The 24,929-nt window shown below is 71.3% G+C and carries 19 protein-coding genes and 7 pseudogenes; 5 read left to right on the top strand and 21 right to left on the bottom strand.

From position 1 onward, the window contains the following. Positions 1 to 453: 453 nt before the first annotated feature. The 7 genes and pseudogenes from MTF69_RS35135 to MTF69_RS35105 all read right to left on the bottom strand — a co-directional run. Positions 454 to 1,323, bottom strand: a complete 870-nt coding sequence (locus tag MTF69_RS35135; protein ID WP_243340431.1) for a hypothetical protein — start codon at positions 1,321 to 1,323, stop codon at positions 454 to 456. Continuing rightward, positions 1,320 to 3,197 carry a GMC family oxidoreductase gene (locus tag MTF69_RS35130; protein WP_243340430.1) on the bottom strand — a complete coding sequence of 626 codons (1,878 nt, stop codon included), beginning with the start codon at positions 3,195 to 3,197 and terminating at the stop codon, positions 1,320 to 1,322. Before MTF69_RS35130 ends, MTF69_RS35135 begins: the two co-directional genes overlap by 4 nt. Continuing rightward, positions 3,194 to 3,604, bottom strand: coding sequence for a hypothetical protein (locus MTF69_RS35125; protein WP_243340429.1), 411 nt, complete (start codon positions 3,602 to 3,604; stop codon positions 3,194 to 3,196). The genes MTF69_RS35130 and MTF69_RS35125 overlap by 4 nt, the downstream gene beginning before the upstream one ends. Positions 3,605 to 3,817: 213 nt before the next feature. Further along, complete coding sequence (locus MTF69_RS35120) at positions 3,818 to 4,801, bottom strand: phytanoyl-CoA dioxygenase family protein (RefSeq protein ID WP_243340428.1); 984 nt, start codon at positions 4,799 to 4,801, stop codon at positions 3,818 to 3,820. Positions 4,802 to 4,908: 107 nt separating this feature from the next. Then, positions 4,909 to 5,036: pseudogene (locus MTF69_RS35115) on the bottom strand (IS5/IS1182 family transposase); the annotation flags it as partial. Between the two features lie 319 nt (positions 5,037 to 5,355). Continuing rightward, on the bottom strand, positions 5,356 to 5,745 hold the full coding sequence (locus MTF69_RS35110) for a hypothetical protein (RefSeq protein WP_243340427.1): 390 nt from the start codon (positions 5,743 to 5,745) through the stop codon (positions 5,356 to 5,358). A 193-nt stretch (positions 5,746 to 5,938) separates the two neighbouring features. Beyond that, a pseudogene (locus tag MTF69_RS35105) lies at positions 5,939 to 6,322 on the bottom strand (Na+/H+ antiporter NhaA); the annotation flags it as partial. Positions 6,323 to 6,355: 33 nt separating this feature from the next. On the opposite strand from MTF69_RS35105, the gene MTF69_RS35100 reads away from it, so the two are divergent. Then, positions 6,356 to 6,925, top strand: coding sequence for a potassium channel family protein (locus MTF69_RS35100; RefSeq protein ID WP_243340426.1), 570 nt, complete (start codon positions 6,356 to 6,358; stop codon positions 6,923 to 6,925). A gap of 124 nt (positions 6,926 to 7,049) precedes the next feature. Here the strand turns inward: MTF69_RS35100 and MTF69_RS35095 are convergent. From MTF69_RS35095 to MTF69_RS35085, 3 genes and pseudogenes are all read right to left on the bottom strand, one after another. Next, a pseudogene (locus tag MTF69_RS35095) lies at positions 7,050 to 7,451 on the bottom strand (ATP-binding protein); the annotation flags it as partial. A 384-nt stretch (positions 7,452 to 7,835) separates the two neighbouring features. Continuing rightward, positions 7,836 to 7,967 (bottom strand): annotated as a pseudogene (locus MTF69_RS35090) (histidine phosphatase family protein); the annotation flags it as partial. 173 nt (positions 7,968 to 8,140) lie between these two features. Further along, on the bottom strand, positions 8,141 to 8,443 hold the full coding sequence (locus tag MTF69_RS35085) for a DUF1876 domain-containing protein (RefSeq protein WP_243340425.1): 303 nt from the start codon (positions 8,441 to 8,443) through the stop codon (positions 8,141 to 8,143). A gap of 127 nt (positions 8,444 to 8,570) precedes the next feature. Between MTF69_RS35085 and MTF69_RS35080 the strand changes: the two are divergent. Continuing rightward, positions 8,571 to 9,338, top strand: a pseudogene (locus MTF69_RS35080) (DUF72 domain-containing protein); the annotation flags it as partial. Positions 9,339 to 9,341: 3 nt separating this feature from the next. Here MTF69_RS35080 and MTF69_RS35075 read toward each other — a convergent pair. The 4 genes from MTF69_RS35075 to MTF69_RS35060 form a co-directional block, all read right to left on the bottom strand. Further along, positions 9,342 to 10,460 (bottom strand): CapA family protein, encoded by a 1,119-nt coding sequence (locus MTF69_RS35075; RefSeq protein WP_243340424.1) that lies wholly within the window; start codon positions 10,458 to 10,460, stop codon positions 9,342 to 9,344. Positions 10,461 to 10,499: 39 nt separating this feature from the next. Continuing rightward, a complete protein-coding gene (locus MTF69_RS35070) occupies positions 10,500 to 10,883 on the bottom strand; it encodes a VOC family protein (protein ID WP_243340423.1) in 384 nt (127 codons plus the stop codon). 8 nt (positions 10,884 to 10,891) lie between these two features. After that, complete coding sequence (locus MTF69_RS35065) at positions 10,892 to 11,848, bottom strand: nucleoside hydrolase (RefSeq protein ID WP_243340422.1); 957 nt, start codon at positions 11,846 to 11,848, stop codon at positions 10,892 to 10,894. 94 nt (positions 11,849 to 11,942) lie between these two features. Beyond that, on the bottom strand, positions 11,943 to 13,232 hold the full coding sequence (locus tag MTF69_RS35060) for a phosphoribosyltransferase family protein (RefSeq protein WP_243340421.1): 1,290 nt from the start codon (positions 13,230 to 13,232) through the stop codon (positions 11,943 to 11,945). A gap of 237 nt (positions 13,233 to 13,469) precedes the next feature. On the opposite strand from MTF69_RS35060, the gene MTF69_RS35055 reads away from it, so the two are divergent. Next, positions 13,470 to 15,134: a cytochrome bc complex cytochrome b subunit gene (locus MTF69_RS35055; protein WP_374324905.1), complete on the top strand. Its 1,665-nt coding sequence runs from the start codon at positions 13,470 to 13,472 to the stop codon at positions 15,132 to 15,134. 1 nt (position 15,135) lies between these two features. Here MTF69_RS35055 and MTF69_RS35050 read toward each other — a convergent pair whose 3' ends face one another. The 3 genes from MTF69_RS35050 to MTF69_RS35040 form a co-directional block, all read right to left on the bottom strand. After that, the gene (locus tag MTF69_RS35050) at positions 15,136 to 15,534 is read right to left on the bottom strand and encodes a cytochrome c oxidase subunit 4 (RefSeq protein WP_243340419.1); all 399 of its coding nucleotides are present in this window, start codon (positions 15,532 to 15,534) and stop codon (positions 15,136 to 15,138) included. Then, a complete protein-coding gene (gene ctaD, locus MTF69_RS35045; protein WP_243340418.1) occupies positions 15,524 to 17,197 on the bottom strand; it encodes a cytochrome c oxidase subunit I in 1,674 nt (557 codons plus the stop codon). Before ctaD ends, MTF69_RS35050 begins: the two co-directional genes overlap by 11 nt. 113 nt (positions 17,198 to 17,310) lie before the next feature. Next, the gene (locus tag MTF69_RS35040; protein WP_308401492.1) at positions 17,311 to 17,490 is read right to left on the bottom strand and encodes a GNAT family N-acetyltransferase; all 180 of its coding nucleotides are present in this window, start codon (positions 17,488 to 17,490) and stop codon (positions 17,311 to 17,313) included. A 63-nt stretch (positions 17,491 to 17,553) separates the two neighbouring features. Between MTF69_RS35040 and MTF69_RS35035 the strand changes: the two are divergent. Then, positions 17,554 to 17,913: pseudogene (locus MTF69_RS35035) on the top strand (carboxylate--amine ligase); the annotation flags it as partial. Between the two features lie 178 nt (positions 17,914 to 18,091). Here the strand turns inward: MTF69_RS35035 and MTF69_RS35030 are convergent. Beyond that, positions 18,092 to 19,039, bottom strand: a complete 948-nt coding sequence (locus MTF69_RS35030) for a YafY family protein (RefSeq protein WP_243340417.1) — start codon at positions 19,037 to 19,039, stop codon at positions 18,092 to 18,094. On the opposite strand from MTF69_RS35030, the gene MTF69_RS35025 reads away from it, so the two are divergent. Next, on the top strand, positions 18,998 to 19,987 hold the full coding sequence (locus MTF69_RS35025; protein ID WP_243340416.1) for an alpha/beta fold hydrolase: 990 nt from the start codon (positions 18,998 to 19,000) through the stop codon (positions 19,985 to 19,987). The two genes, MTF69_RS35030 and MTF69_RS35025, sit on opposite strands and share 42 nt — an antisense overlap. A 101-nt stretch (positions 19,988 to 20,088) precedes the next feature. On the opposite strand, the gene MTF69_RS35020 is transcribed toward MTF69_RS35025, so the two are convergent. From MTF69_RS35020 to MTF69_RS35010, 3 genes and pseudogenes are all read right to left on the bottom strand, one after another. Further along, the gene (locus MTF69_RS35020; RefSeq protein ID WP_243340482.1) at positions 20,089 to 21,984 is read right to left on the bottom strand and encodes a PQQ-binding-like beta-propeller repeat protein; all 1,896 of its coding nucleotides are present in this window, start codon (positions 21,982 to 21,984) and stop codon (positions 20,089 to 20,091) included. Next, a pseudogene (locus MTF69_RS43160) lies at positions 21,974 to 22,339 on the bottom strand (protein kinase); the annotation flags it as partial. The gene MTF69_RS35020 and the pseudogene MTF69_RS43160, both read right to left, overlap by 11 nt. Positions 22,340 to 22,865: 526 nt before the next feature. Further along, entirely contained in the window at positions 22,866 to 24,893 is a 2,028-nt protein-coding gene (locus MTF69_RS35010) for a PQQ-binding-like beta-propeller repeat protein (RefSeq protein WP_243340415.1), read from the bottom strand. Positions 24,894 to 24,929 lie beyond the last annotated feature (36 nt).

Here is a 24,929-nt window from a genome sequence, read left to right as displayed (position 1 = left end):
GTGTCCACCGCGCCGTGCTCGCCATCGCGCGGATGTGCAACCTCGCCATCGCCGGATAGCCGAGCGGCCCGCATCACGGCCACCACGCCCAAGGTGTGACTGAGCGCGCTGCGGTTTCGACAGCATCTCTTCCGTGACGCCTACCGCTGCAAGGATGCGGTGCTCCGCCGTTGTTGGCCTGGGCGTTGCCGCAAGTCGCCAAGCCCGGTCTCCGCCATTTCGGTCGGCCTGCACCGGCGCGTTTGTTCATACACGGGTCGGGCACAATCGGGTCCCGTGGCCGTACCCCCCGATCCAGCAGTCCTGTATCCCGACATTGCAGTGCACGGCAGCCTCAGCACGGCACTCAGGGCCACGGCGGAAGGCCGTCTCGACTCCGTCCCGATGATGAGCCCGGAACTCGCCGCGCTCACCCTCGCGGGCCGGGTCCGCGCGAATTCCCCCCCCAGGTCGTCAGAGGCGCGGACCCGTCGGCAGGTAGTACGGGCGGTTGTGGGCGGCCACCGGGGGAGACTGGAACGTCCAGGCGCCGACGGCCGGCGGACCGTCGCCCAGGAGATCGCGGATGTCGCGGCCGAGGCCGCCGTCCGGGGAGTGGAACGCAAGACGCGTGCGATCGGAGTGTTCTGGGGCTGCCAGGTCGTACCAGCGGTACGGCTGGTAGACGTTCATGGGGCCGGCGAGGAGGCGCCCCTCGTGGTCGGTGCCGTAGCCGGTGACCGGAGCGGAGTTGGCGGCGACGGCGGTGAGGCCGCCCAGTTCCGCCGTGAGGTCGAGCAGCGGGCGCCGGTCCTTCTCCAAGGTGTCGTCCGGGCCGATCGCGGCCGCCATGCACCGTACGGTCCAGGTCTCGCCCTCAGGTCCGTTGAGGGACGGAAGGCCGACCTCGAACCAGCCGGGGTACTTGGGTTCCGCGTAGAGCTCGCGCCCGGCCCTGATCGCGAACGGGTTGTCGCACACGACGTGGACGCGGGCGATGCCGAGCAGCTTCGTCTGGTCCCAGCCCTGCGCGTACTGGGCGTAGCTCAGGCGCGGCAGACGGCCGTCCGAAGCCGTCGGGAAGGCGATGACGTTGAGCTCGATCTCCTGGGTGACGCCGCCGCCGAACGTGTACTGCGCGAAGTAGAGCTGGTAGTTGAGCGAGACCAGTGCCCGTCCGTCCTCGAACGTGGCCGCGGTCAGATCCGGGTGGTGCTCGGCGAGCAGTTTGCGGACCGGCTCGGGGTCCACCAGCCAGTCGACGCCGATTTGGTGCAACGCCCCGTAATGGAAGGGGAGTCGGAAGGGTTCGGGAACGGGCGGCAAAGGCAGGTGTGCGGTCATGCAGAGCCTCCTTGAAGCGGTGATGTCATGCTGGTGGCGGGGGATGCCGGGGGCGAACCCAGGGACGCCGGAGGTGATTCCAGGGACACCGGGCGGTCGCGGGCCGCCAGGTCCGCCTCGATCCGCTCGGCACTGCGCAGGGCGAGCGCGGCCATCGTCAGCGTCGGGTTGGAGGTGGCCACCGAAGGCATGCTGCCGCAGCCGACCGCGTACAGGCCCGGATGGTCCCAGCAGCGCTGCCAGACGTCCACCACCGATGTGGTGCGGGAGTCGCCCATGATGTGGGTGCCGGCGGCGTGGCCTGCGCCGCGGTAGCCATAAGTGCGGCCGTGGTACTCGAAGCGGCCCGGCCAGGCCGCCACCGGCGCGTAGTCCGTGTGGTCCTCGGCACCGAGCTGCGCGAAGATCTGCTCCGAGACCGCCCGGGCCGCCGCCATCCCCTTCTTCACGTGCTCGTCGAGGTCGTACGTGACGAGGGGGAGGGGCAGGCCCAGCGCGTCGCGCTCGTGTGGGTGGAGGGTGATCCGGTTCGCCGGATCGGCGCTCTGTTCCATCTCGAACTGGAAGGTGAACTGGCGGCGGATCCGGTCGCCGACCGCCCGCCGCAACTCCGCTCCGAAAAGGCCCCGGTCGGTGATGAAGTGGTGCACGTCGGTGTCGACGGGCCCTTTTGCCCAGACCCAGCCCCACGTCCCGAGTTCGACGCGGAACGGCGCCCGCAGCCGGCGCGCGGCGCCGGTGCGGAAGCCCTCGAAGCCGGAGACCGAGCCGGGGCCGCGATACGCCCCGGTGTCCTCGGGTAACAGGCCCCAGGTCAGCAGGACCGGATGGTCCATCAGATTGCGGCCGACCTGGCCGTTGGCGTCGGCGAGCCCGGAGAGGAGCAGCAGTCGGGCGTTCTCCACGGCGTGCGCGGCGAGCACGACGACATCGGCGTGCGCGACGGACACCTTCCCGTCGTACGAGAGGTACTCCACGCCCGTGGCGTGCCCCCGGCCGTCGACGAGGACGCGGCTCACGACGGACCGGTCCCGCAGCGTGACGGTTGGGCTCCAGCGCCCCTGGGTTTTGAGCGGGGTGTACTTCGCGTACGAGGGGCAGTGCGGGATGCAGCTCGCGTTGCCCACGCACCGGCTGTCCGGGGCCGGCCGTCCGTGCCGTCCGCGCGGCACGTAGCCGCGGCCGCCGTCGTACCGGGGGTCCGGGACGCCGTTGCGTGCGTGCGGTGTGCCGACCACCCTCAGCTCGACCTCGCGCAGGGCGACGGGGTCCTTGACGCGGACCCCGTCGAGGCGGGCCGAGACCAGACGGTCCAGGCGTGCGGCGGGCAGCGGGCGCATGGGGAACACGTAGTCGTCGGGAAAGGGCAGACCGACGTGCTCGCGCTGTGCGTCGACGTCGGCTGCCACCCCCAACTCCTCCTCGGCCGCCCGGTAGTACGGCTCCAGCTGGTCATAGGTGAGCGGCCATCGTCGCCCGTATCCGAAGGACTCGGTGTCGAAGTCCTCCGGGAGCATGCGCGGCGCGAGGCCGGTCCAGGCGTTGCCGGTACCGCCGTTCACGCGGACGTATCCGCTGGCGTACGGGAGCGGGCCGTCCTGCCGCAGGTGGCCGTACGCCCGGAAGCCGGGGGTCCCGTCCGTGCCGACGAGGTCCGTGACCTCGGGCCAGGCAGCTGCCGGATGGGCCTGGTAGGGGGAGCTCGTCGCTTTGGCGGCATCCGTGCTGAGCGGGCCGGCGGCCGGTTCGTGGGCGTTGGGGCCCGCCACCCCGGCCTCCAGGACCAGGACCCGTCGGCCGTGCCGGCCGAGCCGGTGCGCGACGAGCGAGCCCGCGACACCGGCGCCGACGACGATCACGTCGTACCTCGTCACCGGCCGCTCCCCCCGATCCCGTCGCCCGGACCGGACCGGTCGGGGGTCTCGGCCCAGCTTCCGTACCCTTCGGGATCGGTGGCGGGAGCCTTGAGGCCGGCCGCCTTCCACACCAGTCCCTCGGCGTAGGCGCGCGAAGACACCGTGAGCGGCGGCCGGCCCGGCCAACTGCCCGTGTACCAGAGGTACGTGACGGCGCGGGCGGCCGCCCTCAGGTCGTCGTCCATGGAAGCGTCCGGTTCCCGCAGCTCGTGCAGCAGCCGTGCGTACGGCCCGGCGCCGAGTTGTTCCACGGCGACCGCCCGGTACGTGTCGGTCAAGCCGGTGGCTTCCAAGGCCGCTCCGCCGAAGCCGGTGAGCCGTGCCGACAGGGCGGTGAACCGATGTGTCTCGTCTGTGATGGGCACGCGGGCATCGGTGCCCGGCCGCTCGCCGGTCCAAGCGCCGCGCCCCCGGAAGGGCTTGATTCCGCCCCTGGGCGCTCCCTCCTGGGGCTGGCGGCGCGCGACCTGGCGTTCGACATTCGTCCACACGTCAACCTGCCCTGAGCCGAAGGGTGTTCGGTGTCGGAAAGGGGTCGGGCGGAGCGGCATCCACCCAGTCCTCGGTCCGGCGAGCCGTCAGTACGCCGATGGCGGCCGGTCCCCGAGGCCGACCACGGGGTTGAGTGCCGACGCGGCAGGGGCACCCGGTTCGACGCCCGGGACGAAGTCCGTCCAGCTGCCGCTCAGCATGGTGGGCCGGGAGGTGATCCGCGTGCCGTCGGCGTAGTAGGTCGAGGAGAGTACCCGGCGCGACACCATGGTGAGGTTGGCCCCGGCGGTGTGAAAGCAGTCCGCCGCGTGGAAGGAAACGTCGCCCAGGGCGAACGGGCTCGCGTCGGGAACCGCACCCGCCGCGCGGAGCTCACCAGCCACGTGTTCGTCGTACGACCGCTCCTCCGGGGAAGCGGGCAGGGCGTGGAGTACCGCCGGAGCCAGCTGCCGTGGCAGGCAGGCCAGCGGGCCCATCTCCGTCGGGATGTCGTGCAGGGGGAACCACGAGGTCACCACCGAGGGGGAGTCCAGGGGATAGTGGTCACTGTCACGGTGCCAGGGCGTGCGGCCACAGCCGGGTTCCTTGGACAGGGTGTTGTCGTGGTAGAGCCGGACCGCTTCGACTCGGAGCAACCGGGCCGCGATGTCCCCGAGACGGCGGGACAGGGCGACATCGCGCAGCACCGGGTCGGTCAGCCAGAGCTGTTCCAGGGCGAGGAACCGCCCCGGGTTGTCACGGCCGTGGGCTGCTTCCAGCACGTGGTGGGCCCGCGCGGCGAGCGCGGCGATCACGGCTGGCGGGAGAACGGCCGGCAGCCGGACGTACCCGTGGCGGTGGAAGAACCGGACGGCGTCGTCCGTGAGCGGGTACGGCTCGGCGAGTGCGGCGCTCACCTCGCGCTCGGACGCCATGGCGGCGTTGTGGAGCTCCGGGCCTGGCTTGAGGTCCACGCGGTCGGGCCCGGGATCGGCGGCGAGGGTCATGTACCAGTCCCACCACTCCTGGTCGTCCCCCTCCCAGGGCGCCGGATCCCGAACTATGCGATGACCTTGCGGTGTTGTACCCATTGAGCGTCTCCTCGTGAGCCTTGGGCGGACAGCTTCCTCCCGGTGCTACCCGTCGAAGATCCGATGCAGACGTGCCGCGGGCGGTCGGAGTCGGTCCCGTCAGAGGTCCCCTTTTGCAGCTCCCGCCACGTGCAGCCCGAAGTCGCCACGAAGACGATCGCCGCCCATGCCTCCCGGTCACACCCGCTCGACGTCGGCCACCACCTTGCGGACGTATGACTTCGGTCGGCGGTACTCCTGCGCTGATGGGTTGAGACTTCGAACACCTCCCCCAACGGCACGGGAACCTCGTGCGTTAGAAACCCTGCCACCGCCACCCGATCAGTGGCCAGGCCGAAAGAGCTCGCTGCTGAAGCGCCTGGCCACGGTGGTCACGGCGCTGGGGCTCACCGCGGCCGGTCTGCTGGGTGCGGGAGCGCCGCCCGCACAGGCGACCGTACCGTGCCGCTCGGAGCGGATCACCAGACCGGGTGGGGTCGCGGGTCGCGCGGGTCAGCCGGCCGTGGTCGCGTAATCGTCGTACGCGCCTAGGAAGGCGCCGATGGCCATGCCGATCACGGCGATGTCGACGGCGAGGCCAACGAGGAGGATGACCGTGCTGACGACGGCCCAGAGGGACCTGCGCAGCAACGACTGGCAGCGGTCAGGAGGGCGACTGCCTTGACCCAGAGCCTGAGCACGCGCGTCCGCCTGTCCTGCTCGGGCTCGGTCAGGGCGCGGACGGTGACGAGGGCCGAACCGTCGGCGGTCTCCCCGGCCTCCTCGGCGCGCTCGGGCAGGGTCGCGTTGACCGCGTCGGCGAAGAACGTGGCCGCCGCCTCGCTCACGCCGCCGACCCGGTGAACGGCCGGGGTCGTCCCGGCCGGGGCGGTGAGCTCCACGGCGACCGCACTCCCCTCGGCGTGGATCCGCCGGACGGCCTGGAGCGGGATCCGCGTCTCCACGTCCGCCCGGCTCAGTACCAGGCCGTCGCCTTCGGATTGGAGGACGGCTCCGCCGGAACCAAGCAGGACGGGTATGGGAAAGAGTGCGCCGCGGTGACTCCAACCCTTTGTACCCGGCTCCGGATGTGGCTCCGCAACAACGGCACCGGCCCGCTGTTGCGGCGAACGGGTTGGTACTGACGGCCCTCGGCGTTCAGCCGACCTCGGCAGCGGAGGCTTTCGTTTCGCGCTGGTAGATGTCGGGGATGCCGTCTGCGTCCGCGTCGACGTTCTCTTCCTCGTAGAGGCGTTTGTAGAGGGTGTTGCGGCGGCGTAGCAGTACGGCTGCCAGGATCGCGGCGGTGACGGAGGCGGTCAGGACGGCTGCTTTGACGTGTTCGCCGACTGCTTGGCCGGGGAAGGCGAGTTCTCCGATGAGGAGGGCCACGGTGAAGCCGATGCCGGCGAGGACGGAGAGGCCCAGGACGTCGGCCCAGGCCAGGTCGGGGTTGAGTTCTGCCTTGGTGAAGCGGGCGGCCAGGTAGGTGCCGAGGAAGATCCCGATGACCTTGCCGACGACTAGGCGTTCACCTACGCCACCGGACTGGAGCCCGCCGACCACGCGGGTTTCGTGGACGCCCTGTACGTGTCCCTGGTCCACATCTCCACCCTCGGCCTCGGCGACATCGCACCCGCCGAGGGATGGCTCCGTGTCCTCGCCCCCTTGGAGGCTCTCGTCGGTTTCGCCCTGCTCAGCGCCACGGTGGCCTGGACGCTCGGCATCTACCCCGCGCTGGCCCGCCGCCGCGCCCTCGCCCTACGTCTCTCCCACCTCGCCCGCACCCATTCCACGACCGAGCAGATCGATGCCTCCGCGGGCGCGGCCATCCTCGACGGCCTGGCCGGGGCCGTCGCCGTGGTCTCCGTCGACTTCCAGCAGTACGCAGAGTCCTACTACTTCCACGACGGCGATGACCGGACCTCCCTCGCCCGCCAGATCACCTGCGCCATGAACCTGGCGGACCAGGCCGCGGCGGCCCGTCATCCCGACGTCTGGCTGTCGGCCGCCGTGCTCCGGGCAGCGCTGGACGACCTGGCCGCCATCCTCGACGAACGGTTCCTGCACACCCGGGGATCAGCACGGGGAGTCTTCGAAGCCTTCGCCCACGACCACGGCCGCCACACCGGTGAAGAATCGTGAGGTGACGCTGGTCGGTCCCTCATTCCCGTAGACCGTGCTCGGTTCGGGCGGGGTGTCGTCCGCTCGGGAGGGCGAGCAGGTGCCGAGGATCCGTTGCCCGGGTGATGGCGCCCTCCACGGCGGCGAGGTGACGCAGTACGGCAAGGACCCGGTCCAATTCTCTCGCGGGATACGGGTGGGCCAGCCGGTAACGTCGAGCGGCCGGATCCCCGTCGGATAGGCGTACGAGTAGCACCAGGCCCGTGCGGTCGCGTCCGGCGAGCGGGGCGAGGACGGGGTTCGAGGTGAGTGCGTTCTCGACGAAGCTGAGCGCGAAGGCGTCTTCCTTCCCCGTGAGGACCTTGCCGAGGTTCCAGACGTCGGCACGGTTGGCGAGCATGTCGGGGAGGCGGAAGCGCTGCCCGGACTCGGTGTACGGATTGCCGGCCATGCAGACCGCGAACCGCTTGCCACGCAGGTCGTGGCCGCCCAGCGTACGGGTCGTGTCGCACAGCGGAATGAATTTCTGGAGCAGCTCCGGCGAGGACGCCGACGGGGGCCCAGTCCCGGTGGACGTACGACGAGACGGGCCGCCGCTCGGCCCCTCCTGGCCCGAAGGGCACCCCGGTGCCGAATCCCGCGGTGAGCGCGCCTACACCGGAACGCGGGGACCCGCGCGGGTGCGGTCCGCTACGAGTACGACGCGCTCGGCAGGGTCGTACTGCGCCAGAGGCCCGCCTCGTCCGCGACGCCCGCCTTGCGCTCAGTAGAGCACGATGGGCGCACTCCCTGAGCTGCGCCGGCACCCGGCGAGTCAGCTCACCAGGCCGGCCATCAAGGTCACTGCGGTTCAGCACGGCCTCGTCGGGAATCTGCGAGTCCACGGCGTCGAGGAAGCTGATCGCGTCGTGGCTCAGGTCGGACGGTTCGGCAGCCAGCGGCCCGCCGCGGGCGCGTCCCGCAGGCCGTGTGGGCCCAGCGGCCGCTCGTGGTCCGCGACGTCTGGCCACGCGGATTTGGCGTGGCGCAGCAGCACCAGGCGGGCGGCGGCTCCCGCGCTCATGACCTCAGCCTCATGACCTCAGCCTCGCACGGTCCACCGGACCGGGCGGGCCGACGAGGCTGCGCGCGGCCGGGGAGCCGTGGGGGAAGGCCGCCACCTGGCGTACGGCCTGCCGGGCCACAGCCCTTCCTGCGCCGGCCCTGCGATGCTCAGCCCCCGGGCGGCGAGGCAGCCTACCTGGCAGGGCCCGCGTCATCCGGCCAGCCGTAACCGGTGCGCGGCGGATCGGGTACGGCGCCCACCGCGGCCAGGTCCTGGTCGGCGGCGCGCATCAGTTGACCGGCCAGGTCGCGCATCGCCCGGCTCGCCGCAAGCTCGTCACCGATCGCAGGGATCTCCACGTCCTGCGGATTGCAGCGCGCCTTGCCGCTGCCGACCATCCTCGTCTTCCCGTTGTCGAGCACGGCGCGGGCTTTGGTCGTGCCGTCCTCCTCGGTCAGGTAGACGCCGACCTTCCACTTTTCGGCGTGTGTCATGACGTCCTCCTCCGACTCCGGGCCCTCTGACTCCATCAGCTTCCAGAATCCCTCCACGCGGGCTCATTCGGCTATCTCAGTCCGTTCCGGTACGGATACACCCACCGCTCATGGGTAGGGGCGGGGCATGCCCATGCTCGTCGGAACCTCGGGGTGGCAGTACGAGGACTGGCGTGGCGTTCTCTACCCGGCCGGCCTCCCGCAGCGGCTGTGGCTGGAGGAATACTCCCGGCGATTCGCCACCGTCGAGAGCAACAACGCCTTCTACCGGCTTCCGACGAAGGAGATCTTCGGGTCTTGGCGGGAGCGGACGCCCGAGGGGTTCGTCATGGCGGTCAAGGCCAGCCGCTATCTGACCCACATGAAGCGGCTGCACGACCCCGAGGAGCCGGTACGCCGGCTGCTGGACCGTGCCGAAGGGCTCGGTGACCGGCTGGGGCCCGTCCTGCTGCAGTTGCCGCCCAACCTCCGGGAGGAGGTCGGGGCGCTGGAGACGTGCCTGAGCTGCTTTTCAGGCACGGTCCGGGTCGCCGTTGAACTGCGGCACACCTCGTGGTGGGACGCGGAGCGGGAGCTGAGGGCGCTGCTGGAGCGGCACGGCAGCGCGCTGTGCTGGGCGGACCGGGGATCACGGCCGGTGACGCCGTTGTGGCGTACCGCATCCTGGGGATACGTGCGCTTCCACGGCGGCATGGCCGAGCCGCCGCCCCACTACGGCCGGCAGGCGTTGACATCCTGGGCCGGACGCATCTCTGACGCCTGGCCTGACCAGGACGACGTGTACGTGTACTTCAACAACGACCTCGGAGGTGCGGCCGTCGTAGACGCCGCGAAGTTCGCCCGGGCCGCGGCCGCGCTGGGCCGGACGGTGAGCCGTACGCCACCGTCCCTCGCGGGCTTATGCCGGCTGTGCGCCGAGGGTGAGGGTGCCGTCCGGGTCGTACGCGATGCGCGAGCCGAAGCCGCCGCTGATCCGGCCCAGGACGTCCCCGACCCACCGGCAGTCCTTCGCCGACGCCCTCCGGAGCCGCATGCGTCGGCTCTGGAGGGGCGTGATGCGCAGTTCGCGGAGCCTGCCGGTGTCGGGCTCGAGCGAGGCGGAGTAGAGCAGCCGCAGGTCGTCCCGGTAGCTCTCGTAGCCGGTGATGCCCTCGTAGTCGTTGACCAGGTCGCCGCAGCCGTAGGCGATGAGCTTTCCCCGGTACAGCTCAAGCGGGCGTGGATGGTGCGAGGAATGCCCGTGGACGACGTCCGCGCCTCCGTCGACGAGTGCGTGCGCGAAGCGGACCTGGTCGCGGGGGACGGGGTAGCCCCAGTTGGACCCCCAGTGGATCGAGGCGACGACGAGGTCACCCGGCTGTTTCGCCTGCCGGATCCGGGCGACCACCGCGGCTGCCGCGGTGTCCGACGGCTGGGTCACGTAGTCGATCCCGCTTCGGTCCGCCGCGGCGGCCCAGCTCGGCGGGATTCCGCTGGACGGCATGCCGAAGGAGTGCACCAGGATCCGACGGCCGCCCTCGACGGGGACGGTCGCCGGCCGGCGGGCCCCGTCCGCATCGTGTCCCGCCCCTGCCACGGCGAACCCGGCGCCCGCCAGTGCGTCGAGCGTCTCCGTCAGCCCGCGGCGGCCGAAGTCGAGGACGTGGTTGTTCGCCAGGACACAGACGTCGGGACGGGCGGCGGCCAGACAGGGCAGGTTGGCGGGATGCATGCGGTAGTGGACTGCCTTGCCGGGCGCGAAGTCGTCGCTCCGCGTGACGCTGGTCTCCAGATTGAGCACCACGGCATCGGGCACAACCCGGTCGAGGATCCGCAGCGTGTCGCCCCAGGGCCAGGAGAAATCGACCGGGCGGGGAATGGGGCCGTTCGCGGCCTCTGCCAGCTCGACGTAGGACCGGGCGTCCCGGATGTACGTCTCCGCCAGCGCCGGGTCACCGGGGTGCGGAAGTATCTGGTCGACGCCCCGACCGAGCATCACGTCGCCGACGAGGCACAGCGTGATCAGATCACCCCGCATCCATCCAGGCTAGCCCCAGCGCGAGCAGCCCGTACCCGGTCAGGGGCGAAAGCGCAGCGGGTGGTCCGCCGGCACCTCCACGACGGCGATGCGCACGCCGTCGGGGTCGGCGATCCACATCTCGATCAGGCCCCAGGGCTCGCGCCGTGGCGGCCGCAGCACGTCGATGCCGTGGCCGCGCAGTTCCTCGTACGCCGCCTGCACGTCCGCGACTTGGAGCCACAGTTGAAGTCCGGGCGCGGGCGGTGCCTCGGCGCGCCCCGACACCTCGAGGAACCCGCCGCCGAGGAAGTAGACCGTCCCCCGTTCGGGGCCGGTGCCGAACTCGCGGTAGACGGCGAGGCCCAGGGTGCCGCCGTAGAAGGCGCGTGAGCGCTCGGGGTCCGTGGGACGCAGCAGAATCCTGCTGCCCAGTACATGCACCGTGGCCCCTACCCTCGCTCGCGCGGCGTACGGGCGCCGAGGACCGCGACGGCGGCCACCAGCCTGTCCCAGAACGGGCCGGTCTCCAGCCGCACCGCGGCCCGGGCGTTGGCCGGCCGGTCCACGGAGCGGTGCAGGTCCACTACGGTGGCGCCGCGCGTGTACCGGCCGTGCAGCTCCACGACGACGTTCGCGTCCACGCAGTGCACGAGCCCGGGATCGATGACGCGGGCCACCGCGACGGGGTCGTGCAGCGGAGGGTGCGGGAATCCCCACAGCGTGCGGTACGTGGACGTGAAGTAGGTCAGCAGTTCGGCGCACGTGCGTCCGAGGGGTGTACCCAGCTTCTCGAAGCGGGCCACCACCTCGGGCGTGGCCAGCGCCTGGTGGGTGACGTTGAGGCCGCACATGGTGATGGGCACGCCGCTGCGGAAGACGATGTCGGCGGCCTCCGGATCCGTGAGGACGTTGAACTCGGCCGCCGGAGTCCGGTTGCCCCGCTCCGTCGAGCCGCCCATCAGGACGATCTCGCGGATGCGGGAGGCGTCCTGCGGAAAGCGGGTCAGCAGGAGGGCGATGTTGGTCAGCGGCGCGGTCGGGACGAGGGTGACCGGCTCCGGGTGCTCGGTCAGGATCCGGTGGATCAGGTCCACCGCGTGCTCGGGGACCACGTCCACGGTGGGCTCCGGGAACTTCGGCCCGTCGAGGCCGGAGACGCCGTGCACGTCGTCCGCGACGCTGAGCGCCTGGACGAGCGGCCGGCCGCAGCCCGCCGCGATGGGCACACCCGTGATCCCGGCGACCGTGCAGACGCGGCGCGCGTTCAAGGTGGTCTTCTCGAGCGTCTGGTTGCCGGCGACCGTGGTGATGGCCAGCAGGTCGACCGCCGGGTCACCCGCCGCCAGCATGATCGCGAGGGCGTCGTCGTGTCCGGGATCGCAGTCGATGATGATCGGGACGGGCACGTCACTCCTGCCGGTGCGGGGTCGTGGCCCCTTCAGTGTGCCGCCGGGCCAGTCCCGAGAAGGCCTAACCGCCTCTCGTGTTCGGTGAACGGTGCTACCTGGCCGCTGCCACCAGGTGCTTCGTGAACCAGTCCAGGGCAAGGCCGGCCACCTCGTCCAGAGCTCCCGGTTCTTCGAAGAGGTGTGTGGCGCCGGGGATGATGTCGAGCCGGTTCTCGCAGCGCAGCTCACGCTGGGCCTGCTGGTTGAGGTCGAGCACCCGTGTGTCGCGGCCGCCCACGATGAGGAGTGTGGGTGCCCGTACGTCGGCGAGCCGTGGCCCGGCGAGGTCGGGGCGGCCGCCGCGGGAGACCACGGCGCCGATGTCCGCGTCGGCGGACGCGGCGGCCCACAGCGCTGCCGCCGCCCCGGTGCTCGCTCCGAAATAGCCGATCGGGACGGTCTGGAGGTGTCGCAGCCAGCGGGTGGCGTCCGCCAGCCTGCTGCCGAGGGTTTCGATGTCGAAGACGTTCGCGCGGTCGGTCTCCTCCGCCGGTGTGAGCAGGTCGAAGAGCAGGGTGCCCAGGCCCGCCCGGTTCAGGGCGGCCGCCACCGACCGGTTGCGCGGGCTGTGGCGGCTGCTGCCGGAGCCGTGGGCGAACATGACAACGGCTCCTGCGCCCTTCGGCATGGTGAGGTCCCCGGTCAGTGCGACGCCGCCCGCGTCCACCACGACCTCGGCGGCCCGAGCGGGCTGACGTGCTACGAGGCCGTCCGCGGCCTGTGCCAGCAGGGCGACGACCTCGTCGTCGGGGGTCTGCGAGAAGTCCTGGTACCACTCGCCGACGGCGCGAAAGGCGCGTGGTGTGGACAGGCACACCACTTCGTCCGCTTCGGTGCGCAGCCAGGCGACGGCATCCGGCGGCGCCACCGGAACGGCCAGTACCACCCGCGCCGCGCCCATCGCCCGTACGACCGCGCACGCGGCGGCGGCCGTGGCGCCGGTCGCGATCCCGTCGTCCACCACGATCACCGTCCGGCCGTCGAGCGGCACGCGCGGACGGTCCTCGCGAAACTTTCGTGCCTGGCGTACGAGCTCGGCCTCCTCGGCGTGCTCGACGGCCGCGAGGTCCTCCTGCCGGACCCGGCTCTGGCGGACGATGTCGTCGCTGATGACGCGAACGCCACCTTCCCCGATGGCGCCGAATCCCAGCTCCCGGTGGTAGGGGACTCCGAGCTTGCGCACCACGATCACATCGAGTGGGGCGCCCAGCGCCTGCGCCACCTGGAAGGCCACCGGGACTCCGCCACGGGGCAGGCCCAGTACGACGGGATTCACCCCCGCCAGGTGACGGAGCGCTTCGGCAAGGCGCTGTCCAGCGTCCGTGCGATCAGTGAACATCACGGCGGTTCACCCCCAATGCAGGGGAGACGGAACCTGTACACACCTACTCCGAAGCAACCCCATCTGCGGCTGCTTCGCAAGTCGGGGACGGAACGGGCGGGCGGTGATCCTGCCGAGGTGAGCCGTCCGGCGCCGTGTCTGAATTGATAGTGAATGGTGGCTCTCGGTAGTTTTGTGTGTGCACTCCGGATGACTTGCCTGACCCGGTAGCGAGGATTCGACAGGAGGTGCAGGCCGGTGCCGGGTTCGACGCGGGAAGCGCGGCTGAGGAACAAGGCGCGGCGTGCGGTGGTGCGGGGAGCCGACGGCTTGGACGCACGGCTGCCGCTGTCGGAGCTGGCGCGGTCGGTCGTGCGGAAGATCTTTCCCGACCACTGGTCGTTTCTGCTGGGCGAGCTGGCGCTCTACAGCTTCGTCGTGCTGTTGCTGACCGGGGTGTTCCTCGCCTTCTTCTTCGATCCGTCGATGCGGGAAACTCCCTATCAGGGTCCCTACGAGCCGCTGCGCGGCGTGCTCATGTCGCAGGCCTACCTCTCCACCCTGAGGATCAGCTTCGAAGTACGCGGCGGGCTGCTGATCCGTCAGATCCATCACTGGGCCGCGCTGGTCTTCCTCGCCGCCATCGGGGCGCACATGCTGCGGGTGTTCCTCACCGGCGCCTTCCGCCGCCCCCGCGAAACCAACTGGCTCGTGGGCGTGACACTGTTCCTGCTGGCACTGCTGGAGGGCTTCGCGGGATATTCCCTGCCCGACGACCTGCTCTCGGGCACCGGGCTGCGGATCGCCCAGGGGATCATGCTGTCGATCCCGCTCGCCGGCACTTATCTGAGCTTCTTCGCCTTCGGCGGCGAGTACCCCGGGGAAGACATCGTGTCCCGTCTCTACCCCGTGCACATCCTGCTGGTCCCCGGCCTGCTGCTGGGCCTGATCACGGTGCACATCCTCCTCGTCTTCACCCTGAAACACACGCAATGGCCGGGGCCCGGCCGGACCGGCCGCAACGTCGTCGGCCTGCCCTTCTTCCCGCAGTACGTGGCCAAGTCCGGCGGGCTGTTCTTCGCCGTCTTCGGACTGATGGCCGTCCTGGGAGCCGTCGCGCAGATCAACCCCATCTGGGCCTACGGCCCCTACCGCGCCGACCTGGTCTCCACCGGTTCCCAGCCCGACTGGTACGTCGGGTTCCTGGAAGGGTCACTGCGGCTGATGCCCGGTGTGGAAACACGCCTGTGGGGGCACACGATCATGTGGAATCCCCTGCTGACGGCGGTAGTCCTGCCCGGCATCCTCTTCGCACTCCTCTACGCCTACCCCTTCTTCGAACGCTGGATCACCGGCGCGACGGGGGAGCGGCATCTGTGCGACCGTCCGCGTGACCGGCCTGTCCGCACAGCTCTGGGTGTGGCGGCACTCTCCTGCTATGGCGTGCTGCTCCTTGCCGGGGGCCAGGACATCCTCGCCTTCGTCTTCGACGTGCCCGTGCACGCACTCACCTGGGTGCTGCGTATCGGGTTCTTCGTGGTACCGGTGACCGTCTTCTGGCTCACCCGACGGCTGTGCCTGGCTCTCCAGGCACGCGAGAGCCGACTGCTGGCCGAAGGGGAGGCGTCCGGCCTGGTGCACCAGGGCGCCGAGGGCGGATTCCACCCGCAGCACCGGGCCCTCACGGCCGCCGAGCGGTACGCCGTGCTCGCCAGGGAGCGGCCGCGGCCGCTGCGCCCCGTCGACGACGATGCCGGCGCCGAGCGCGGTGGCCTGCGCCGCCGGCTGGACAGAGTGCGTTCGGCGATCAGCGCCTGGTACTACGAGGACCAGGTCGCCTACCCCACGACCGCCGAACAGCGCCGGAAGATCGACGCGATCACCGCAGGACCGGATGCTGACGGGTCTGCCGAGGACGGCTGAGCTATTCCTCGCTGTCGGGGGTCCCGAGGTTCTGGAAGGCGAATCCCAGGACCCCCGGCAGCAGGACGCCGAATCCGATGAGGCACAGCCACAGGCCCTGGACCACTCCCAGGCCGATCAGCGCGCTGCCCGCGGCCGCCAGTACGGGAAAGTAGCTGCGGGCGGGGAAGAAGGCGTGTCGGCCGCCGGCCTCTTGTACCTCGCCTTCCTTACGGTCCTCCGGCCGCTCTCCGCCGCGCCGGTACTGGCGCCAGAGGTATACGGCGACGAGGCTCGCCATGACGAAGGAGACGCAGAGTGCGGCGCTCCCCGCCGGCTCCCGCGAGAACCAGCCGTAGACGACGGCGGTCGCCGCGAAGAACAGGGCCGTGCCGGTGAAGAGCCAGGCCTCACCTTTCACGGGGCACCTCCGGGTGGTGAAGGTCGAAGGCCGGGGACTCCGAGCGGATCCGGGGCAGTGAGTGGAAGTTGTGCCGCGGTGGCGGGCAGCTCGTCGCCCACTCCAGGGAGCGGCCCCATCCCCAGGGGTCGTCGACGGTGACCTGCTGGCCGTAACGGTGGGTCTTCCAGACGTTGTACAGGAAGGGCAGCGTCGAGAGGCCCAGCAGGAAGGACCCGAGGGTGGAGACCGTGTTGAGGAGCGTGAAGCCGTCGCTCGCGAGGTAGTTCGCGTACCGGCGCGGCATGCCGGCCTCGCCCAGCCAGTGCTGGACCAGGAAGGTGGTCTGGAAGCCGACGAACAGCGTCCAGAAGTGGATTCTGCCGAGTCGTTCGTCCAGCATCCGTCCGGTCAGCTTGGGCCACCAGAAGTAGAAGCCGCCGAAGGTGGCGAAGACAATGGTGCCGAAGAGCACGTAATGAAGATGGGCGACGACGAAGTAGCTGTCCGTCAGATGGAAGTCCAGCGGCGGTGATGCCACCAGGACACCCGTCAGGCCGCCCAGGAGGAAGGTGACGAGGAAGCCGATGGACCAGAGCATCGGTGTCTCGAAGGAGAGCGATCCCTTCCACATCGTCCCGATCCAGTTGAAGAACTTCACGCCGGTCGGCACGGCGATCAGGAAGGACAACAGGGAGAAGAAGGGCAGCAGAACGGCGCCCGTCGCGAACATGTGATGCGCCCACACGGTCGCGGACAGTCCGGTGATGGCGATCGTGGCACCGATCAGGGACACGTAGCCGAACATCGGCTTCCGGCTGAACACCGGGAGGATCTCGCTCACCACCCCGAAGAACGGCAGAGCCACGATGTAGACCTCCGGATGCCCGAAGAACCAGAAGAGGTGCTGCCACAGCAGGGCGCCTCCATTGGCAGCGTCGAAAACATGCGAACCGAATTTCCTGTCCGCCTCCAGGACCAGCAGTGCCGCCGTGAGGACCGGAAAGGCCAGGAGCGCCAGAATCGAAGTGAACAGCACGTTCCAGGTGAAGATCGGCATGCGGAACAAGGTCATGCCGGGGGCGCGCAGGCAGACGATGGTGGTAATGAAGTTCACCGATCCCAGGATCGTGCTGAGCCCTGAGACGGCCAGCCCCATGGCCCACAGGTCGGGGCCCGTCCCCGGGGAGTACCGGGCGCCGTTCAGTGGTGCGTAGGCGAACCATCCGAAGGACGCAGCCCCGTCCGCGGTCAGGAAGCCGGAGACCACCAGGAGGCCCCCGAACAGGTACACCCAGTAGGTGAAGGCGTTGAGCCGAGGAAACGCGACATCCGGCGCGCCGATCTGCAACGGCATGATCGCGTTGGCGAATCCGGTGAATGTCGGGGTCGCGAACAGCAGCATCATGATCGTGGCGTGGATGGTGAACGCTTCGTTGTACTGCTGGTTCGAGATGAGTTGCAGTCCGGGGCGGGCGAGTTCGGCCCTCATGGCCATGGCCAGCAGGCCGGCGAAGAGGAAGAAGCAGAAGGCCGTCGCCAGGTAGAGGTTGCCGATCACCTTGTGGTCGGTGGTCGACAGCCACCGCAGGACGGCGTAGCCCTGGCCGGCCCGTCGCGCGGTCCTTGAATCGGTCCGGTCGTCAGGTAGTGCCTCTTCCGGTGAACGGTCCACCGACGTCATCCGTCCTCCAGAAAGCCTCGCCGCCGCGCCTGCACCCCTTCCCCTACAGGCTGTGGCGCTCTGTGAACCGGCGGCGCGCCGCAGACCCCGGTCGCGTACCCCGGCTGCCGTGCTCAACGGGCGTCGCAGACCTCGTGGGCCATGCTGCGCCAGAAGGCTTCCGCGCCGGGGATGTCGACGTTCGTGTGCAGGTGGACGGCGTCGTAGCCGGGGACGCCTGCGGCGAACTCGCAGGCTGTCCTGACCATGGCGCGGGCCGGACCGTGCCTGCGGTGGTCCGGGCGTACGTACACCCGTAGGAGCGGCGCCGTGCGCCCGAGGGGTAGCGCTCGGTGAGCCGGCGGGGTGCGGGGGGTGTGGCCGCGCGCAACATCATCACCGCGGACACCAACGACATGGATCAGTTGCTGCCCCACCTGGAACGGCTGCACGCGGTGCTCGCCTTCGACGGGGTCGTCTCCTCCTGTGACTACTACCTGCCGGCCGTGGCCCGGATCGCCGAGCGGCTGGGCCTGCCCGGCCCGGCCGCCGCACGCGAGATCGGCTACCCCCTGGTGGTCAAGCCCGTGGACTTGTGCGCCGGAAGGCTGGTCCGCGAGATCCGTGACGAGCGCGAACTGGACGCGGCCTGCCGGGCGCTGGCCGAGTTCCCGGTCAACGCGCGCGGGCAGGACCGGATGCCCGTCGTGCTTCTGGAAGAGCTCCTGACCGGCCCGGCCCGCGCACCACATCACGCGAACGCCTACCCCGCCCCCTCCGGAAAGGGATCGTGAGGCCCTGCCGGAATTGCGGAGTCAACCCCATTTCGGGGAGGTGGTGCTGACTCCCGTGCTGGTTACGCTGCGTTGAGCACGACCTACTCCAAGATCCGCCCTTCGACAGTGTGGGACGGTCTCAGCTGTATCGCTCGACGAGCGCGTTGCCGATCGAGGCCAGGCGGTCTCGCACACCGGGAGGGCCGGTCACCTCGAGCCATTCGACCAGCCCGGCAAGCTCGCCGGCGAGCACGTACTCGTTGTGGCCGCGGATCACGACCTCGATGCGGCCGTCGGTCGTGGAACCTCCCACCTCGAGCCGACCGCCGAGCGCCATCCGGAGCAGGCCTATCCCGTGGGGCGTGCATACCGCCTGGATTTCGAGGGGCGTTCGCTTGCGGTCGACCTCGTCGGCGATCTCGTGCCAGCTCTCGGCAAGGTCGAAGTCCTCGGGTCGGTGCACGGGATCGTCGGTCGGGTCTGCGGACCACACGCGGTCGATCCGGAAGGTCCGCCGGCCTGCCTCGGTGTTGGAGACGAGGTACCACGACGGGCCTTTGGCGACGATGCCCAGGGGGTGGACGGTTCTCTCCGTTTCGGTGCCTTCGCGGTCGATGTAGCCGAGCCGTACCTGGACGCCGCGGATCACCGCGTCCTGGAGTTCGTCGAGGAAGCGGGGCGGTCGGTGCTCGATCCGGCTCGACCCCCATCGTTGCGGGTCCGTGACCAGCGACGACGCTGCTGCCTCGGCCTGGGCCCGGAAGGGTTCCGGCAGGGCGTGGACGAGCTTGCGCAGTGCTGCTTTCACGGCCGGTGGCGCGGCCGAGGCCGGACTGGCGGCCAGGAACAGGGCGCGGGCCTCGCTGGCGGTCAGCCCGGACAGGTCGGTGCGGGCGCCGCCCACGAGGCGCCAGCCGCCGCTTCGGCCCTGCAGGGAGTACACGGGCACCCCGGCCATGGCCAGGGCGTCGAGGTCGCGGCGGGCGGTGCGCTCGGAGACCTCCAGCTCTCGGGCGACCTCTGCTGCTGTCACCTGCTCGCGCCGTTGCAGCAGGAGGAGGATGGCCACCAGCCGGTCGGTTCGCATGCCGACGACACTCCCACCCTTATTTCGGTCAACGGTGTGGAGCTTGAAGTCTTTGAAGCAGGCCGGCGGAATGCCGGAGAGCCCATTGTGCTCTGTCATGGCTGGCCGGAGCACGCCTTTTCCTGGCGCCATCAGATGCCCGCCCTCGCCGCAGCGGGCTACCATGTCATCGTCCCGAACCAGCGGGGTTACGGGAACTCATCCCGTCCGGCCGAAGTAACGGACTACGACGTCGAGCACCTGTCGGGTGATCTCGTCGCACTTCTCGATCACTACGGATACGAAGATGCCGCCTTTGTCGGTCATGACTGGGGTGCAATGGTCGTCTGGGGGCTGACCCTGCTGCATCCGAACCGTGTAAACAAAGTGATCAACCTGAGCTTGCCTTACCAGGAGCGCGGGGAGAAGCCCTGGATCGAGTTCATGGAGGATGTGCTCGGCGGCGACTTCTATTTCGTCCACTTCAATCGGCAGCCAGGCGTCGCGGACGCCGTGTTCGAAGAGAACACCTTCCAGTTCCTTCGGAACCTGTACCGGAAGAACGAGCCCCCCAGGGTGCCTCAGCCGGGTATGGCGCTGATCGATCTCGCCAGAGCGGAAACGCCACTCGGCGATCCCGTCATGAGCGACAGCGAACTGGCCGTTTTCGTCTCCGCCTTCGAATCGACAGGGTTCACGGGCAGTGTGAATTGGTACAGGAACCTTGACCGCAACTGGCGCTTGCTGGCGGACGTGGACCCGATCATCCAGCAGCCCACACTCATGATCTATGGCGACCGGGATGTGGTCCAGAGGTCTGAAAAGCTGGCAGAGTTCGTGCCCCGCGTGGAAGTGGTCAATCTGGATTGCGGTCATTGGATCCAGCAAGAGAAGCCGGAAGAAACGAACCAGGCGATTACGAAATGGCTGGAACAGCAGGATGCCATTTCCCAGGTCGTTGCTGGGTGAGGTCATGGTCCGCGTCGTGACGACGGGGGGCGCCGGCCAGTTCTCGGTGTTCCACACGGGCGCCGCCACCAACGTCCGCTGGGACGGGGTCGCGAGGGATGTCAGTCGAGCGGTACGGCCGCTAGGCGGTCGACGGTCTGGGGGTAGAGCCGGTTGCCGCGCTGGACGATCATGGTCGGGCCGTCGGGCATGTTCACGGCGCCCGCGGCGAGCGTCCACGCGACGCGGCGGGCGGCGACGTCCACCGCGACGACCGCCTGACCGGCGCCGCCGACCGCCGCGTAGAGCTCCCCGCGGAACGGGGCGGGAGCCGCCAGCATGGAGACGTACGCGCCCGGGTCGTGGGTCCACACCTTCTTCCCGGTCGACTCGTCGAAGGCCTGGAGCGCCCCGTCCGCGACGTACACCGTGCCGTTCACGCAGACGGGCGCGCTCAGCAGCTTCGTGCCCTCCGGCTCCAGCTTCCAGGCCACCGCTCCCGTCACCAGGTCCACCGCCGTGATCCGCTCCTCGAAGTCGAAGACGTGGCGGTCCGAGGCGACCGGGGGATTGATGCCTCCCGACTGGTTCGGTGACGCCGCCTCCTGGTCGGTGCGGACCCGGCAGGCCCACAACACGCGGCCCTCGCGCAAGTCGACGGCGAAGACGCGTGCGGGATCCGAGCAGATCAGGCGGCCGCCGGAGATGATCGCCGACATCATGAGCGAGCCGTTCGAGTCCAGGACGGCGCCCTCGACGCGCGTGCGCCAGCGTAGTTTCCGGGCGCCCAGATCGTAGGAGAGCAGCCAGGCCTCCTCCTGCTGTCGCTGGTCGGCGGAGCGGAAGTACGCCTTCAGGTAGAGGCATTCGGCGTCCGCGGCGAGCAGCTGGGTGGTCTGGGCGAGGCCGCCCAGCACGGCCGGGTCGGCCGCGTCGGCGGGGAGGCGGCCGGAGCGCGGGTCCAGGTATCCCGCGCTCGCGTTGCCGTCGTCGTCGAAGACGAAGCCCACGAGGCGGTCCCCTGCCACGGCGACCTCGGCCGTGGCGGTCTGGGTCTCCCACAGGATCCGGCCGTCGGCCGTCGCGATGCCGCGCAGGACGTCGCTCGTGTGGATCAGGACCTCGTCGGACGCGACGGCCGGGGCGGCCGAGAACGGAGACGGAACCGACCACAGCGGGGCCGGCGGGGTGCCGGGCGGGCGGGAGCTGCGGCCGGGGCCGGGCGACGCCGTACGGTTCCCCGAGCCGGAGCCGGAGCCGGAGCCGGACCCCGAACCGGGCTTTGCGCCCGGGAGGTTCCCGGTGGCCCAGAGCGCCGAGGCGCCGCCCGCGACGGTGAGCGCGGCGGCCGCCGCGCCCGCGATCAGGGTGCGCCGGGAGAGCGCGCGGCGCGGGGCGGGGGCGCGCAGCGGGGCGCTGGCGACCGTGGCGACGTCCCCGATCCGGCGGGACAGGTCGGCGAGGAGCGCCTTCGGCAGCAGCTCGGCGAACTCCCCGGGGTCGAACGGCCCCCACTCCTGGCCCAGTCGGCCGGGGGCGGGCCGGTCGCCCGGCTCCGGCGACAGGCAGGCGGTGAGCGTCTCGCGCAGCCCGTCCGGCAGGCCCGTCAGGTCGGGGTCGGCGCCGTCCCGCAGCAGCTCGAGGGTGCTCTGCCGGCCGCGGGCGTCGTAGGGGCCGTGACCTGTCGAGGCGAACACCAGGACCGCCGCGAGGGCGAACACGTCGCCTTCAGGGCCGGGCGGTGCCCCGCGCGCCTGCTCCGGTGACATGTACGCCGGTGTGCCCGCGAGTCCCCCGGCCTCCGTGAGGCGGGGGCTGCCCGGGGCCTGGGCGAGCCCGAAGTCGATGAGGCGAGGGCCCTGCGCGGTGATCAGTACGTTCGACGGCTTGACGTCCCGGTGGACGAGCCCGGCACGGTGCAGGGCGGCGAGGGCGGCGGCGAGCGCGGCCGGGCAGCGGGTCCGGTGTCCGCTCCGCGTCCTGCCCGCCGGGGGCCAGCGTCCGGCACAGCTCCGCAGCGGTCGGGCGGTCCGCCGGGGAGGCGGCCAGCGCCGCGGCCACCACCTCGCCCAGCTCCCCCGGCAGGCCGGGCAGTTCGGGCCGGTCGTGGACGGCGCGGTAGGCCAGCACGGGCGGCGGCCCGTCCCCGAAGGGCAGCCGCCCGGTGGCCGTGTGGAGCAGCAGCACCGCCAGGGAGTACACGTCGGCGGCCGCGGAGGAGGGCCGGCCCGCGGCCACTTCCGGGGCCATGAAGGCGGCGGGCACGGTCGACACCCGGCTTTGCGGTTCGGGCCGCCCGGGCCCTGCGCCGGGTCGCGGCCCGCCACTCCGGCCACCCTCCGATGCTGGTTCGCGCGGCGCCGCGGACGCCATGCGGCAGGCGTGCAGCGCCATCAGCAGCGGGCGGCCCGTGGTGAGCCAGACGCCGTCGGGTGCCACCGCGCCGTAGCTGATGCCCAGGGCGTGCAGGGCGGCCAGGGTGGCGGCGACCTCCGCGGCGAGCCGCACCGACTGTTCCAGGGGCAGGATCCCGGACGCCGGGCCGGGCCGCCGCCCCACGTCGGAGAAGGACACGGCAGGGGAGTGTACGAGGGCCACCCACGCGGGCTCGGTCCCGGTGCTCAGGTCGAGTACGGGCGGCACCCCCGGCACGGGCCCACGGCGCAGCGCCTCGGCCGCCTCGTACGCGGCCGGGGGCAGCAGGCACACCACGGCGTGCCCGTGGTCCCGGTCGCGGCCGACGTACATTCCGCCCCGCGGCGGCGCCGGCCGGGGGCCGGGCCAACGGGCCAGCAGCCGGTACGGCCCGGCCGACCGCGGGTCCTCGGGGCGCAAGCCCTCCGGCAGACGTCCGCCCCCCATGCGGTCCCCCTCGTCTTGTGGCCCCGCCCGGGGCCGGTCACATGCCCGGCAGGGCGCGGACGGCGCTGCCGCGCTGCCAGATCACGCTGCCTCCGGCGACCGTTCCCCGCCAGGGAACGTCGGCCCGGACCTCCCAGGCCGGGGCCGGTGCGAACACGTACTGTTCGGCCGCCAGCCCGCCGTGCACCACGAGGATGCCGAGATCGGGCCTTCGCAGCGGTGCGAAGATCCCGGATCCCGCCACCAACGGGGCCTGGTCCTGGGCCAGTTCCTCGGCGGCCAGCACGGTCCAGGCGGGGGCTCCGGTCTTCGCGTCGATGCTCCGGAGCTGGCGGCCGTCGGCGACGTACACGCTGTCGCCGGCCGGTGTGGGCACGCCGAAGCCCGCGCTGTCGTCCGCGGGCAGGGTCCACAGCTGTTCGCCGCGCCCCCCGTCCAGGCAGGTCAGCGTCCGGTCTCCGGCCCCGCCCAGCAGCACTCCGTGCGCGGACAGGGCCGTCCGCGAGCCGAAGGTGCCGGCGGGTCGCCGCCGCACGGAGCCGCCGTCGGCAGCGGACAGGGCCACCACCCCGCCGGCGGCGGAGGCCAGGAGCAGCCGCCCGTACCCGGCGGCCGCCGAGAGCACCGCGCCCGACACGGGGGCGGGCACGCGCCAGCGCACCCCGCCGTCCGCCCGCTTGAGCGCGGCCACGCGGCCGTCGGCGTCGAGGACGTACACCTGGTCCCCGTCGGCGCCGAGCAGCCCGGTCACCCGGTCGCGCGCGTGGTGGCGGACCGTACCGCTGCCGGGATCCAGGAACAGCAGGGCGCCGTCCGGGCCCAGGGCGACGGGTCGGCGGCCGCCGACGAGGTCGCGCACCACCGGTCCGCGCCAGCGCCGTTCGCCCGAGACCGGATCGTGGAGGAGGAGCTCGCCACCACCGTCCGCGAAGCACACCCGGCCGTCGACGTCGACCTGCCCGAAGGCCGGCTGTGCCGCGGCGCCGTCGTACGACCACAGGGGCCGTGGCACGGTGCCGGGCGGGCCGCTCCAGCGCGGGGCGGGGGTGCGGCCGGGGCCGTCGTCGCCCCGGAGGGTGCGCAGGGCGCTGGCGCCGGTCGCCGCGAGGAGCACGGCCGCTCCGGCGCCGGTGAGCACCCTGCGCCGGGTGGGCAGCCGAGGGCCGGCGCCCAGGGCGGCTGCGGCCCGTGCGATCTCGGCGGCGTCGGCGAGCACGGTGGGTGGCAGCCAGCGGGTGGCTGCGCGCAGGGCGGCGCCCTGCGGGTCGAGGTCCGCGGCCACCTCCGCGGCGGCGGGCCGGTCTTCCGGCTGCTTTTCGAGGCAGCCGCGGATCACGGGCGTCAGCTCGGCCGGAACGCCGGTGAGGTCGGGGGCCTCGTAGGCGATGCGGAAGTCCGAGCGGACCGGGTCTCCGTCGTAGAAGGCGTGCCGGCCGGTCAGCGCGAAGACGAGCAGCGCGCCGAGGCAGAACACGTCGCTCGGCGGCCCGAGGGGACCCTTCACCACCTGTTCGGGCGACATGTAGCCGGGCGTTCCGGGGCGCTGCCCAGTCGTGGTCAAAGTGGCATCGCCGGTCACCCGGGCGATGCCGAAGTCGACGACGCGGGGGCGGTCGGCGCCGAGGATGACGTTCGACGGCTTCAGGTCGCGGTGTACGACTCCGGCCGCGCCCAGGGCCGTCAGGGCCCGGCCGAGCGCCCCGGCGAGGACCCGCACGGCGGGCGCGGACAGGGGGCCGTGCCGCAGTGCGGCGGCGGCGAGGGTCGCGCCGTGGACGAACTCGGCGGCGATCCACGGCACTTGCCCGGCGGTCGAGGAGCCGAGCACGTTGGCGACGAAGGGGCTGCGGACCGCCGCCGCGGCGGCGGCCTCGCGGGTGAACCGCTCGCGCAGGTCCGCATCGCGGAAGAGTTCGGGCCGGATGGTCTTCAGGGCGACCGGACGCCCCCGGCGGCGGGCGAGGTAGACCGTCCCCATGCCGCCGGCCCCGAGCACCCCCAGGATCCTGTGACCTCCGAGCTGCGCGGGCGTACCGCCGGGCAACGGGGCGATCACTGGTGTCATGCCGTTGATCGTATGCGTGCGATCGTCAACCATCGT

Origin of the sequence: Streptomyces sp. AP-93 (genome assembly GCF_022808175.1) — a bacterium.
Taxonomy (GTDB): domain Bacteria; phylum Actinomycetota; class Actinomycetes; order Streptomycetales; family Streptomycetaceae; genus Streptomyces.
This window is presented reverse-complemented; position numbering and strand designations above follow the sequence as displayed.